Raw genomic sequence first — 12755 nt, forward strand, 5'->3', positions numbered from 1 at the left:
CGCGCTCCGATGCTGGGGAGCGCAGGTTAGCCTACTCGGCCGAGCGGCGACAATTGTGTCCCGATCCCATTGCCGAGCAGCGCGGCGGACGCTAGCCTCTCGAGAAAATGGAGGAGGTCCCAAGGATGCGAACCGGTTTTCTGATGACGGGCCTGTTGCTGTTGGCCGCCCCGGCCCTCGCTGGCGATGCGCCGCCGCGATCGACCTATGTGACGATGGTCTTGCAGGCCTTCGCCGCCAAGGTCGAGTGTCCCAACACCGATCTCGCCTATCAGGACCTCGTGCAGAGGGCGCAGCAGATGCAGCTACCCGACGGCACCACCGAGAAGGTGCGCAAAGCGATCGCCTGGATGCACACCGGCGGCAAGATGGGCGAGAAGCAGGACGATGACCTGATGGCGGAGGTCGCGATCGCGACCAAGGCGACCGACCTGGACCAGCGCCGCCTCGGCATGTCCGGCTGGTGCGAAGCCCAGAAGACCAATCTCGCCGGCCTGATCCGCAGCAAGGGTGGCTAGCGCGCCGGCTTCACCGCGTTAAGCACGCCGCGACGGAATCTCCGCCGCGGCCCAAAATCGTCACAATCCTCGAAAGCATGCGGCCTCTTTTCGGATTCGAACAGGAGGTCCTCATGCGGAGTATCCATTTCGTTTTCGCCGGCGCGATCGCAGCCGCCGCGGTGCTGACTGCGCCCGCATTGGCGAGAAACTCCGACGCCCAGAAGGGCGGGGAAAAGTCCACCTCGCCATCCTGCAGTGCCTATCAGCAGGCGCCGGACGGCTCGTGGGAACCGCTGCCCTGCAAGGAAGCCAGCGAGCGCGGGCAGCCCCAGACACAGAATCGCACGCCGCAGCAAGGCGCCGATCGCGGGGAGCGTTGAAACTCGCGCGTTCGAATGTCAGCTGTGATGCGGGCCGCGCATGATCTTCATGGCGTCCACAATGTGACGCCATTCCCTGGCCTCGTCGACTTCGCCGCGGCCCTCGCAGGCCTGGGCCTGCTCAGCGGCCTTCGCGATCGCAGCAAAGCCGTGCTGTTCGAGCATTTGCCGGGCAAGTGTATGGACCTGGACCTCGGACATCATGGGCGCTCTCCCGTGTGACCAAAGACGGCGCAACGCCGCCGGGGGTCGCTCACAACGATCGAGGCGTGGGGCGCGTTCCGTCGATGTCAGGTCCAAGACGTCGATGTGAGCGGCAAAGACAAAGGCGGCCCGCCATGCCCGGCGGACCGCCTTTTCACCCACCCCAAAACGTGAAGCTGCGCTCTACGCGACCGCCACCTTCTTCCGCTCGAAATCGTTGGGCACCTCGATATCGACCTCGAGGGTCGAGACCTCGTCGCCGCGCTCGAGCCGGACGATGACCTTGGTCGGGTCCAGCGTCACATGCCTGGACACGACGGCGAGAATTTCCTCACGCAGCACACCGAGCAGATCGGGCTGGCCGCGCATTCCACGTTCATGGGCAAGCAGGATCTGCAGCCGTTCGCGAGCGACGGGTGCCGAGGCCTTCTTGCCGCGGAGAAGTCGAAGCAGACCCATGCTCATGCAGCCCTCCGTCGCAGCAGCCGATCCATAAATCCTCTGCGCTCGGCAGGAACGTGCATTGTCACGTTCTCGCCGCACAGGCGCTTGGCGGCGTCCATATAGGCTCGTGCCGGCGCTCCATCGGCATTCGACAGAGTCACAGGCGTGCCGACGTTGGAGGCCTTCAACACGTCCTGGCTCTCCGGAATGATGCCGAGCAACGGCGTCGCAAGGATCTCCAGGATGTCGTCGATGGTCAGCATCTCGCCGCGCGCGGCGCGCGAGGGATCGTAGCGAGTGATGAGAATATGCTTCTCGACGCGCTCGCCCTTCTCGGCCCGCACCGTCTTGGAATCGAGCATGCCGATGATGCGGTCGGAATCGCGCACCGAGGAGACTTCCGGATTGGTGACGATCACGGCCTCGTCGGCAAAGCGCATCGCCATGGACGCGCCGCGCTCGATGCCGGCCGGGCTGTCGCAGATCACCCAGTCGAACCGGCTGCGCAACTCGGCGATGACCTTGCCGACGCCCTCCTCCGTCAGCGCGTCCTTGTCGCGGGTTTGGGACGCCGGCAGCAGCCACAAATTCTCCAGCCGCTTGTCCTTGATCAGCGCCTGCGGAAGCTTCGCAACGCCCTGCACCACGTTGATGAGATCGAACACGACGCGGCGTTCGGCGCCCATCACGAGGTCGAGGTTGCGCAGGCCGACGTCGAAATCGACGACGACCACCTTGTCGCCGCGCTGCGCGAGCGCCGCTCCCAGCGCGGCGGTCGTCGTGGTCTTGCCGACCCCGCCCTTGCCTGATGTCACGACCAGTACTTTGGCCATCTCGATTGTCTCCTTCTGGTCAGTTCAGCGCTGTAATTCGCATGGTGTTGCCTTGCAGGAAGGCCTGGGCCGGCCGGCCGCGCAAAGCGTCGTCGATGTCCTCGGCGGTCTGATAAAATCCGTCGATTGCAAGCAGTTCGGCTTCGATCTTCTGGCAATAGATGCGCGCGCTGGTGTGACCGTTGACACCCGCCATGGCGCGGCCGCGCAACGCGCCATAGACGTGGATGGAGCCGCCGGCGACGACCTCGGCGCCGGAGCCGACCGAGCCCAGAATGGTGACGTCGCCTTCCGGAAAGATCACGGTCTGGCCCGAGCGCACGGGGCTTTCGAGCAGCAGCGACGTCGCCTTGGTCTCGGCCTTCACGTTGCCCTTCTTCGGCGCGCTCTGCTCGACCACGCAGCTGCGTCCGCCCGACAGCAGCGGCGGCATCATCGGCGTCAGCCTTCCCTCCTCCACACCCTCGATGCCGAGCACGCGGATGTTGCGGTCCTGCAGGCTGGTGAGCAGATGGCCGATGCCGGCCTGGCTGAGATCGACCGAGGACAGATCGATCACCACCGGCCGGCCGGCGAAAAAGCCGGGCGAGCGCGCAATCGTGGCGTCGATCTCGTGCAGCCAGTCCTGCACCGGAACCGTCGGCGTGAACACGAAAGCCACATAGGAGCGCCCGCGCAGGCGCACCATCTGACGTTGGACCTTTGCTGCAGCCTCCATGGCGGCCGACTCGTTCCCTGTTATTGAATGGTTAACGATGCGGCCGATATGGTTAATGGCTGGTTAATGTCTCCGTGCGGTTACGTGAGCGGATGCAAAGTCCTGTACCCTGGATGGAGCCAACGGTCGGCGCGACGCGCCGCCCGTTGGCGCAATCCGGGTCTCGCCTCACCCGGCACTCTCCCGGATTGCGCTGCGCTTCATCCGGGCTACGAAGCTGGGCGCGGCGTAAACACCGCCCCCTCGTCTCTTCCGCTCAGGTCTTGCTGCGCGTCTTGCTGAGCAGATAGTTGTCGTAGAAATTCTCCGCGATCTGCGTATAGAACAGCACCTCCTTCATATACGCGTCGTGGCTCTCCTTGGTCCGCTTGAACAGGTCGCTCTTGGCAGCGAGCTCGTTCAGGTGCTCCTGGGTCGCGTTGTAGCAGGCCTCCAGCACCGGTTGCGGGAACGCCTTCAGCTCCGCGCCGCCTGCGATCAGGCGCTTGAGCGCCACCGGATTCACGCTGTCGTATTTTTCCAGCATCCAGGCGCCGGCCGCCGCGCCCGCCTGGTTGACGATCGCCTGATATTGCTTGGGCAGCGAAGCCCATTTCTCGTCGTTGACGATCATGTGCAGCATGGCGCCGCCTTCCCACCAGCCGGGGAAGTAATAGTACTTGGCGACTTTCTGGAAACCGAGCTTCTCGTCGTCATAGGGACCGACGAACTCGGCGGCATCGATCGTGCCCTTCTCGAGGGCTGGATAGACGTCGCCACCGGCGATCTGCTGCGGCACGACGCCGAGCTTTGCCAGCACGTGGCCGCCCATGCCTGCGATGCGGAATTTGAGACCCTTGAGGTCGTCGACGGTCTTGATCTCCTTGCGGAACCAGCCGCCCATCTGGGTGCCGGAATTGCCGCAGAGGATGGCGTGCGCCTTGAACGGTTTGAGCGCCTCGTTGGTGAGGTCTGCGCCGCCGCCGAAATGCCACCACGATTCCTGGTGGCGATGGTTCATGCCGAACGGCGCGCCGGTGGCATAGGCCAGCGCCGGCTCCTTGCCGATGTAGAAATAGAGCGGGGTCTGCGCCATCTCGACCGATGCCGTGCTGACCGCATCGAGCGCCTGCAGGCCGGGAACGATCTCGCCGGCCGCAAAAGTCTGGATCTGGAATTTGTTGTCGGTGGCCTCGGCAACGTATTTCGCAAAGGTCTGCGCCGTGCCGAAGATGGTATCGAGCGATTTCGGGAAGCTCGACGTCAGGCGCCATTTAATCTCGGGCATGCTCTGCGCGATCGCAGGGGCCGCAACCAGCGTGGTCGCGCCGGCGACCGCACCACCTTGGAGGAATGTACGGCGTTTCATGATGGGTCTCCCTTGAACTCAGCGTCGAATGGATGGCTTGGGCCACGGCTTCTTGTCGAACCGTTTGCCCGTTCCGGGAGCGGAGTTCAAGCGACGGAAAAGACAGGTCGGGCTTGCACCGGATACCGTGGACCAGCTGGACCCAGCATGTCGCGGCGGACCCGCCCGCTCGGCCCGGCCTCGCCTCAGGCGGCCGCTGCTTCCTCGTACAGGCCGGCGATGAAATCGCTGAACGTCGGTGCTAGCGGCAGGACATAGCCCCATTGATCGGACATCGCCTGCGCCAGTGTCCAGGGCTTTTCGTATTCGGCCATCTCGTGGTCCATGAACCAGATCTTGCCGAAATGGGCCTTGTCGATCGTCATGCAGATCGGGTTGCCGCCGTGATCGCTCATGATCCACAGCAGCTCATCGACGGTCGGCCATTGCGGCGTCTGGCGCGTCTGCACCAGCGAGCACTCCTCGGTCCGCAATCCCAGCACCTCCTGCACCGAACCCGCCCAGTCCCCATGCGGCCAGTTGAAGTCGGCGCCCCCCTGATGATAGCCGCCGGCGCAGGCCAGCAGGAAGCGGCGATAGTCGTCCGGCAAGCGACAGCCGATGGACGTCTCGAAGGCGGTGAGCGCGGCTTCGGTTGGTTGCTCCGCGCCAACGTCGATGCCTGCAATGAATTCTGCCAATTTCATATTCCCTCTCCCTGGCGCGGGACGCGCAAGCCTTCGTCGCACCCGCCTTGCAGTGGGTTCGAGGACGACGGATCAGGCCAGAGGGAGAGATTCTCTCAGAGCAGCTTCGCGCTGACGAACAGCGCGCGCACGGCGTTGGTTGCCTGCACTGCCAGCATGGCGTTACCGGCGGCGCCTTCCAGGGCCGCGACGGCGTCCTCATGCAGCGAGCGAAATTCCATCCACTCGACCGACTTGAAGTTGGTCAGGAATTGATAGGCCTGGCCGACGGTCGCGATCGCCAACGTGTCGCCGTTCAGCTTGATCTTGAACGTCGTACGCAGCGGGGTCTCGGAACTGGATGGATCACTCATGGGCTGCTTCTGGACGAGGACGGCTTAAAGAAGGGGAAACGGCAGCCCCGCCGTCGCAGGCGAATATCAGGAATCGGTGCTCGCGCGCTGCGAGGCGGTCGTCGCTCCGCGCAGGCTCGGCACCACGACGAGGCGGTTGAACTCGCCATTGTCGTAGGCCTTGATGAACCGATCATAGTCCTTGATCGAGACGCAGCCGTTGGAATCGCCGCGCGGCCCGAGCAGGTAATTGTGCGTGAGCAGCCCGACGCGGCCGAGCGCGCTGGTGCCTTCGACCGGGGTCATGCGCAGCGCACGGACGCCGTGGAACGGCTTCTCGCGCGGCTTCAGATCGTAGATCGCCGGCGGCGTCGCGCCGACCATCCGCCGATCGACATGGTCAGGATTGTCCATCAGCGCGCCCAGGCCGGAATGGGCTTCCAGCGCCACGCCGCTCGGCAGGTAAACCGCCTTGGCCGAGATGTCGTAGACCGCGGTGCGCGAATCGTAGCCGAGAGCGGCGAGGTCCGGCCCCCTGCCGAGCAGGCCGTCGCCGGGCGTCAGCGAGGCCAGCTTGATCTTGTCGGTGAATTTTTCGAAGAAATTGCGGTTGTCGACCCTGAGATTGGTGTCCGCATAGGCCTGGCTGGAGGCGATCTGAGCGGAGAAGTCCGCCTGGACCGGACGCGCGCGCGGCATGGGGATGGCGTCGGCGCGCTGCGAGCGCCTCGCCTCCTCGGTCATGTACCGGTCGTCCTCGGTCAGGATCGAGCGCCAGTCGTCGCCTTGGAGCTTCTGGGCCAGCATCGCCTTGGCATCCCGCAGCTTGAGCTGGGCCGCATTCACCGCGGAGCGCTCCAGCACCCGCAAACCAAGCTCGCGCGGCGACGGGCCGGCCGAGGCCGAGGCGAAACGGTCCTCGAATGAGGGGGCATTGGCCGGCGGCAACGCCGCGGAGACCAGCGGGGTCGAATCGCTGATATCGGCGACCCACGCGGCGGCGCCGAGCGCCAGCGCCATCGCGGCCACGGACAGCAGAATCGTTTCAGCCCGCCCGACACGGCGGCGCGACAACAGCCTCTCGGCGTGTGCTGCGTCGGAAACCATCAGATCCCCAAATCGACCCCCGGGGGCTTACCCACCCCCACCCGGAGAGACTCTATACCAGCTACCACATTGGGAGCCAAAAGTTAGGCATAATCGGGGCCGCCAAGGCCCTCCAAAGGTATCCCCTAAGGTATCCAATGACCGATCCGTTCGATCTCGATCGCTTTGTCCGGGCCCAAGACCCGGTCTACGGCGACATCTTGGGCGAGCTGGCTAGGGGCCGGAAGCAGACTCACTGGATGTGGTTCATCTTCCCCAGGTCGCAGGTCTCGGGTTCAGCGCCATGTCGCAGCGCTATGCCATCGGCTCCCGCGCGGAGGCCGAGGCTTATCTCGCCCACCCCATCCTCGGCGGTCGCCTGATCGAATGCACCAGGCTGGTGCTCGCGGTCGATGGCCGGACTATCAACGCGATCCTCGGCGCGCCGGATGACGCCAAATTCCGCTCGTCGATGACGCTGTTCGGCGCGGTCTCCGACGAGCCCGTCTTCGATCAGGCGCTCGCCCGATATTTCGCAGGCGAACGCGACGGCGCCACGCTGGAGATTCTCGCAAAGCTCGATCAGGCGCCGCGCTAGTCGGCGCCGATCAGCGCCCCTGGAAGACGGCCGCTCGACGCTCGATGAAGGATTGGATGCCTTCCTTGGCGTCGGCACTGCCGAGCACGCGATCGCGAATTTTCGGGATGTAGGCAATCGCGGCCGCTTCGCCAGCTTTGACATAGTTCGCCGCCGCTTCCTTGGTCACCTGAATGCCGAGTGGCGCATTGCGCGCGATCATGGCGGCGAGCGTCATCGCCCGCTCGATCTGCTCGCCTGCAGGCACGACCTCCTGGACGAGACCGATCGCATGCGCGCGCTGCGCCGAAAACTCGTCGCAGAGGAACAGATGATACATCGCATCGCCCCAGCCGGCCCGCGACAAGAAGCGGAAATGCGCGCCGCCCAGCGGTGCGATGCCGCGCCTCGCCTCCATCTGGCAGAAGCGTGAGTCATCGGCTGCAACCACGATGTCACCGGCGAGCATCAACTCGATGCCGATGGTGTAGACGATACCCTGCACGGCCGTCACGATCGGCTTGCGGCAGCGCTTGTTGAGCCCGAACGGGTCGACATTGCCGTCCTTGGTGTTGCGCTTCTCCGCGGTGGGACCGAAGAATTTGGGCATATCGAGACCTGCAGTGAAATCCCCGCCCTCGGCGCAGACCACGCCGACGCGATAGGCATCGTTGTCGTGCAGTTCGGTGAGTGCATCGGACAATTGCTCCATCATCGCAGGCGTGAACGCGTTCTTCTTCGCGGCGTTGGCGATGATGATCTTGAGGACGTGGCCGTGCACCTCGGTGCGGATCTGACCTTCGCTCATGTGCTCGTCTCCCGATTGTGGTGTTGGCAGCAAGTCAGGCCGGCTGCTGAAGCGCCGCGCGGATCGCCTCGATCCGGGCCGGCGTGAACACGCCGGAATCCAACAGCTGAAGGATCGAGAGCACCCCGCCGCGCGATCCCCAGCTTCCCTCATCGATGATCTCGAAATTGACCCACCAGGTCGGCGACGGCGCCGGCATGCTGCAGGCCTCCGCAAGTCGCGCCAGCACGTTGCGGATCACCTCGGCGCGCACCTCCGCCGGCCAGGCCGCGTTCATGACGGCGATGTTGACGGTGATGATGTCGCGCGGCTTGTCCTGATCGCACAGCAACCGGCCGCCGATCGCCATGCTGTCGGGCGGCAGGTCGTGGAAATGCACCTGGAACCCCATTCGGGCCGCCGGCGCCTTCTGGCCGACCTCCGGCTCGAGCACGGCGTCGGTCAGGCTTTCCGCAAGCTGCCGACGCTGCGGCAGGCCGAGCCGTCCGGCCGGTGCGGTGACGGTGATGATGGTCAAATTGGCATCTCTCCACGAATATACACTCGTCATATTTCATCGCGGCTTGCTTATGTCAAGTGTCATAGTCTAGATGGAGATGGCCAATTGCAGGATTCCCGATGACTGCCACCACACGCGACAGGATGATCGCCGGCGCCGCCGACCTGATGAGCCGCCGCGGCGTCAACGCCACCAGCATGCGCGACGTGGTCCGCCACACAGCGACGCCGCGCGGCTCGATCAGCCACCACTTCCCCGACGGTAAGCCGCAATTGATCGCCGAAGCCGTGACCTTCGCCGGACGGCAGGTATCCATTCCTCTGGAGAAAGCCATGAACGAACGCGGCGTGATCGGCGGCCTCAAGGCTTTTGTCGCATCATGGCGCCGTCAGTTGGAGGCAACTGGCTTCGAGGCCGGCTGCCCCGTGCTCGCCGTGGCGGTCGATCGCTATGTCGGTGAGCCCAGTGACAAGGACGACGCGGCCGCGCAGCAGCACCTGCTCGACCTCGCCGACGGCGTGTTCGCCGATTGGCGGCGGATCATGCAAGCAGCCTTGTTGCGCGAAGGACTGGCTGCCGAGCGCGCCGAGCGGCTTGCAACCCTCGTCGTCGCCTCGATCGAAGGCACGGTCGCGATGTGCCGCGCCAGCCGCAGCGCCGACGCGCTCGATCAGGTTCAGGAGGAACTGGAGATCGTCCTCGCAACCGCCCTCGCCTGCACAAAAAAATAGATTGGAGACGCGCATGGACTTGTCCCGACAACGCGAACTCGCCCGTCAGCTCGCCGATTTGCGTCGCGAGGGCCGGCAACAGAGCGGCCTCGACGAACGGCTGGTCCCACCGGATGCGGACACGGCGTACCAAGTCGCGCAGATGGTTGAAGAAGAACTCGGCTGGGATGTCGTCGGCTGGAAGATCGCGGGCATGAAGTCCGGGCTCCAGCGTCAGCTTCGCATCTCCTCGCCGATCTATGGGCGGGTGTTCGCGCCCCTGATCAAGAGCTCGCCCGCCAGCGTCGAGCATGCCAGACAATGCAGCCCTATCCCCGAAGTCGAGTTCCAGGCGCTTCTCGGCGCCGATCTGCCGCCGCGCGCGAAGCCCTATACGGTGGACGAGGTCGGCGACGCCGTCGCCTCGTTGCATCCCGGCATCGAGCTCGCCGAGTGCCGCTTCATTCACGACGCGGCGTTTCCGCCGATGCCAGCGATTATGGCCGACGGCTCTGGATCAGGAACGATCGTGCTCGGAGAGCCCATCGCCGACTGGCGCAGCCGCGACGTCGCCACTCAGGATGTCGTCCTCAATTGCAACGGCATCGAGAGACGCCGCGGCTCCGCTGCAGAGGCGATTGACCATCCGCTGGTGCCGCTGGCCTGGCTTGCCAACGAGCTGTCGCGGACCGGCATCGGTCTCAAGGCCGGCCAGACGATCAGCACGGGAACGCTGACCGGTATGCTCCGGCCCAAGGCTGGCGAAACCTACGTTGCCGATTTTGGCCCGCTGGGATCGGTCAGCGCGACCTACAGCTGAGACGGCAAAAGAGCGTAAACCGCTGATTAACATGGCCGCCCTATCGTCCGGGCGAAATAATTCTCCGTTATTTGCCGGACAGATCATGAAAATCGGTACGCTCCTGACCAGCGCCATCGTCTCGCTCTCGACCGTCGGCGGCGGCCTCGCCGTCTACGTCGCCGTGACGAAATATCAGACCATGGAACTGATCAGCGAGGCGCAAGGCCGCCTCGCGATCGTCCGCGCGGTCAGCGACATCCCGCGCTATCTTAATCCGGAGCGCGGCTTTTCCACCAACATCCTCTATGGACCTGCGGCCATCGACCCTGCGCTGCTGGCCGAGCAGGACAAGCTGCGCAAGCAGACCGACCGCGCCCGCGACAAGATGAATGCACTGCGCAAGGAGCTGCCCGGCCCGTTCGACGACGGCACCACGATCGGCAGCAACATCGACGGCATCAACGCGAAGTTCACTGGCTTGCGCGAGGCCATCGACAAGGCGCTGGCGGGTCCCGCCGATGCGCGCAAGGACGCCGCCAAGAAGATCGTCGCCGACAATGCCGTGCTCAACGGCGGCGTGACTGCGCTGCTCAACGAGCAGGTCCGCCGCATGGCGATCCTGAACGGTGACGCCTACCGGCAGGCCAGCTACGCCAATGTCGCGATGACGCTGCGCGACGTCGGCGGCTTCAACTCCAGCCTGCACAAGAATCTCCTCGGCGGAAAGAAGCCGGCGACCGACGCCGAGAAGGCCGACATTGCCCGCTCGCAGGGCCGCAACGATCAGATCGTGATGTCGCTGCAGGAATTGCGCGGCAATCCAACAACGCCGGCGAACGTCGCGGAGGCCCTGGAGAAGTTCAACGCGATCTATGTCGAGGAGTTCGGCCGCGAGCTCAAGCTGGTGAAGGACGGCGCGATCACCGGCAAATACGAACACGACATGGATACCTATTACGCCGCCACGCAGCGCGGCCTCGGCACCATCATCGGCGTCCGCGACGCCTTCTACGACAACGCCGAGCAGATTCTCGCCGGCGCTTCGTCGGCCGCGCACACCAGCTTCACGATCGCGCTCGTCGGCCTTGTCGCCGTGCTGATCGCCAGCGCCGGCCTCATCGTGACGGTTCGCCGCCGCGTCTGCGCGCCGATCGTCGGCCTGACGACGCGCATGTCGCGGCTCGCCGACGGCGAGGTTGCGGAGACCATTCGGGGCGCCGAGCGCTCCGACGAGATCGGCGCGATGGCCGCGGCCGTTCAGGTGTTCAAGGACAACATGATCCGCGCCGATCGGCTCGCGGCCGAGAAGCAGGCCGAGAACGACGGCAAGATGCGCCGCGCCCAGGCGCTCGACGATCTCACCCGCGCCTTCGAGGCCAAGGTGACCGAGCTGGTCGGCGGCCTGTCGCGGGCCTCTGCTGCAATGGAAAGCACCGCGCAGTCGATGACCTCGACGGCGGCGCAGACCAACAGCCAGGCCGCCGTGGTCGCCGCCGCCTCCGAACAGACCTCGACCAACGTGCAGACGGTCGCGAGCGCCACTGAAGAGCTGACCTCCTCGATCGCGGAGATCGGGCGTCAGGTCGCCCAGAGCACCGAGATCGCGGCACGTGCCGTCGACTATGCCCGCCGCACCGGCGACACCGCGCGCACGCTCGCCGAGGGCGCGCAGAAGATCGGCGACGTCGTGACGCTGATCCAGAGCATCGCCGAGCAGACCAACCTGCTTGCGCTAAATGCGACCATCGAAGCCGCCCGTGCCGGCGAGGCCGGCCGCGGCTTTGCCGTGGTCGCCTCCGAAGTGAAGTCGCTGGCCGGTCAGACCGCCAAGGCCACGACGGAGATCTCCGAGCAGATCACCGCGATCCAGACCGCGAGCGACGAGACGGTGGCGGCGATCCGCAACGTCGCCGACGTCATCGCCGAGATCGACCAGATCGGCACCGCGATCGCGGCGGCGATCGAGGAGCAGGGCTCGGCGACCAAGGAGATCGCCCGCAGCGTTCAGGAGGCCGCCCGCGGCACCCAGGAGGTCAACAGCAACATCTCCGGCGTGCAGCGCGCCGCCGACGACACCGGCGCCGCGGCAAGAGAGGTGCTGGGCGCGGCCGAGCAGCTCTCGACCCAGTCGCGCGATCTCGCCGGCCAGTTCGAGCGCTTCCTTGGCGAGGTCCGGGCGGCGTAGCGCGACGTCAATACGGCGGCGCCTTACGCGCGCGCTGCGCTTTCGCCGCCTCGATCCACCACGTCAGATCGTCGGCGAAGCGCGGAAACGAGCGCTCCAGGGCCTTGCCGCCATCGCCGATTGGCTCGCCGGCCTCCGACAGCGTCTGCGCGATCGGGCCGACACCGATGGTGCTCGATACCACCACCATGCCCATCTCCGAGAGCGTGCCGTGCCAGGCGGTCGCCGCGCGTGCTCCGGACAGCCGGCCGGCCGAATAGCTCACGATCGCGGCCGGGCGCCAGAACCATTCCTCCAGGAAATGGTCGGTGAGGTTCTTCAGCCCAGGCTGCATGCCCCAATTATACTCGCCGGTGACGAAGACGAATCCGTCGGCCCCGCGGATCTGCCCGGCCAGCTTCTCGAGCGCCTCCGGCGCCGAGCCCTTGGGATGTTCCTTGTACATGCGGTCCAGCATCGGCAGCCCGATCGCCTTGGCGTCGATGAATTCGACGTCCTCGCCGCGGCCGCGCAGCCGGTTGATGACGAAATTCGCAAGGCGGATGCCCATGCGGTCGGAACGGTAAGAACCGTAGAGAACGAGAATGCGATTGCTCATGGCTCGACGGTAGCACGAAACCGGCGCCCAGCCCTACTCGATTTG

16 protein-coding genes and 1 pseudogene are annotated in these 12755 nt (G+C 65.3%); 6 read left to right on the top strand and 11 right to left on the bottom strand.

Going from position 1 to position 12755, the window contains the following annotated elements:
- Positions 1-125: 125 nt before the first annotated feature.
- Positions 126-518, top strand: coding sequence for a hypothetical protein (locus tag ACM43_RS36345; RefSeq protein WP_271546826.1), 393 nt, complete (start codon positions 126-128; stop codon positions 516-518).
- Positions 519-631: 113 nt separating this feature from the next.
- Positions 632-880 (top strand): hypothetical protein, encoded by a 249-nt coding sequence (locus ACM43_RS36350; RefSeq protein ID WP_271546828.1) that lies wholly within the window; start codon positions 632-634, stop codon positions 878-880.
- An 18-nt stretch (positions 881-898) separates the two neighbouring features.
- Here ACM43_RS36350 and ACM43_RS36355 read toward each other — a convergent pair whose 3' ends face one another.
- The 8 genes from ACM43_RS36355 to ACM43_RS36390 all read right to left on the bottom strand — a co-directional run bounded on the left by ACM43_RS36355 (position 899) and on the right by ACM43_RS36390 (position 6483).
- On the bottom strand, positions 899-1084 hold the full coding sequence (locus tag ACM43_RS36355) for a hypothetical protein (protein ID WP_271546830.1): 186 nt from the start codon (positions 1082-1084) through the stop codon (positions 899-901).
- Between the two features lie 183 nt (positions 1085-1267).
- Positions 1268-1549, bottom strand: a complete 282-nt coding sequence (minE, locus tag ACM43_RS36360; protein ID WP_025035955.1) for a cell division topological specificity factor MinE — start codon at positions 1547-1549, stop codon at positions 1268-1270.
- Positions 1546-2361, bottom strand: a complete 816-nt coding sequence (minD, locus tag ACM43_RS36365) for a septum site-determining protein MinD (protein WP_271546833.1) — start codon at positions 2359-2361, stop codon at positions 1546-1548. Before minD ends, minE begins: the two co-directional genes overlap by 4 nt.
- 19 nt (positions 2362-2380) lie before the next feature.
- Positions 2381-3079: a septum site-determining protein MinC gene (gene minC, locus ACM43_RS36370; RefSeq protein WP_271546835.1), complete on the bottom strand. Its 699-nt coding sequence runs from the start codon at positions 3077-3079 to the stop codon at positions 2381-2383.
- 256 nt (positions 3080-3335) lie between these two features.
- Positions 3336-4427, bottom strand: coding sequence for a TRAP transporter substrate-binding protein (locus ACM43_RS36375; protein WP_271546837.1), 1092 nt, complete (start codon positions 4425-4427; stop codon positions 3336-3338).
- Between the two features lie 185 nt (positions 4428-4612).
- Entirely contained in the window at positions 4613-5113 is a 501-nt protein-coding gene (locus ACM43_RS36380) for an SMI1/KNR4 family protein (RefSeq protein WP_271546839.1), read from the bottom strand.
- Between the two features lie 95 nt (positions 5114-5208).
- A complete protein-coding gene (locus ACM43_RS36385) occupies positions 5209-5466 on the bottom strand; it encodes a hypothetical protein (protein ID WP_024338019.1) in 258 nt (85 codons plus the stop codon).
- 66 nt (positions 5467-5532) lie between these two features.
- Entirely contained in the window at positions 5533-6483 is a 951-nt protein-coding gene (locus ACM43_RS36390; RefSeq protein ID WP_157287478.1) for a DUF2778 domain-containing protein, read from the bottom strand.
- A 206-nt stretch (positions 6484-6689) separates the two neighbouring features.
- Here ACM43_RS36390 and ACM43_RS36395 point away from each other — a divergent pair.
- Positions 6690-7129: pseudogene (locus ACM43_RS36395) on the top strand (DUF1810 domain-containing protein).
- A 10-nt stretch (positions 7130-7139) separates the two neighbouring features.
- On the opposite strand, the gene ACM43_RS36400 reads toward ACM43_RS36395, so the two are convergent.
- Both ACM43_RS36400 and ACM43_RS36405 read right to left on the bottom strand, forming a co-directional pair.
- Positions 7140-7916 carry a crotonase/enoyl-CoA hydratase family protein gene (locus ACM43_RS36400; RefSeq protein ID WP_271546841.1) on the bottom strand — a complete coding sequence of 259 codons (777 nt, stop codon included), beginning with the start codon at positions 7914-7916 and terminating at the stop codon, positions 7140-7142.
- 34 nt (positions 7917-7950) lie between these two features.
- The gene (locus ACM43_RS36405; protein WP_271546843.1) at positions 7951-8433 is read right to left on the bottom strand and encodes a tautomerase family protein; all 483 of its coding nucleotides are present in this window, start codon (positions 8431-8433) and stop codon (positions 7951-7953) included.
- Between the two features lie 125 nt (positions 8434-8558).
- Here ACM43_RS36405 and ACM43_RS36410 point away from each other — a divergent pair, with 125 nt between their 5' ends.
- From ACM43_RS36410 to ACM43_RS36420, 3 genes are all read left to right on the top strand, one after another.
- Positions 8559-9146 carry a TetR/AcrR family transcriptional regulator gene (locus tag ACM43_RS36410; RefSeq protein ID WP_225155977.1) on the top strand — a complete coding sequence of 196 codons (588 nt, stop codon included), beginning with the start codon at positions 8559-8561 and terminating at the stop codon, positions 9144-9146.
- Between the two features lie 13 nt (positions 9147-9159).
- Positions 9160-9945, top strand: a complete 786-nt coding sequence (locus ACM43_RS36415) for a 2-keto-4-pentenoate hydratase (RefSeq protein WP_271546847.1) — start codon at positions 9160-9162, stop codon at positions 9943-9945.
- Positions 9946-10030: 85 nt separating this feature from the next.
- Complete coding sequence (locus ACM43_RS36420) at positions 10031-12112, top strand: methyl-accepting chemotaxis protein (RefSeq protein ID WP_271546849.1); 2082 nt, start codon at positions 10031-10033, stop codon at positions 12110-12112.
- A gap of 7 nt (positions 12113-12119) precedes the next feature.
- On the opposite strand, the gene ACM43_RS36425 is transcribed toward ACM43_RS36420, so the two are convergent.
- Complete coding sequence (locus ACM43_RS36425; RefSeq protein ID WP_271546851.1) at positions 12120-12710, bottom strand: NADPH-dependent FMN reductase; 591 nt, start codon at positions 12708-12710, stop codon at positions 12120-12122.
- Positions 12711-12755 lie beyond the last annotated feature (45 nt).

Origin of the sequence: Bradyrhizobium sp. CCBAU 45321 (assembly GCF_028128975.1) — a bacterium.
Classification (GTDB): domain Bacteria; phylum Pseudomonadota; class Alphaproteobacteria; order Rhizobiales; family Xanthobacteraceae; genus Bradyrhizobium; species Bradyrhizobium yuanmingense.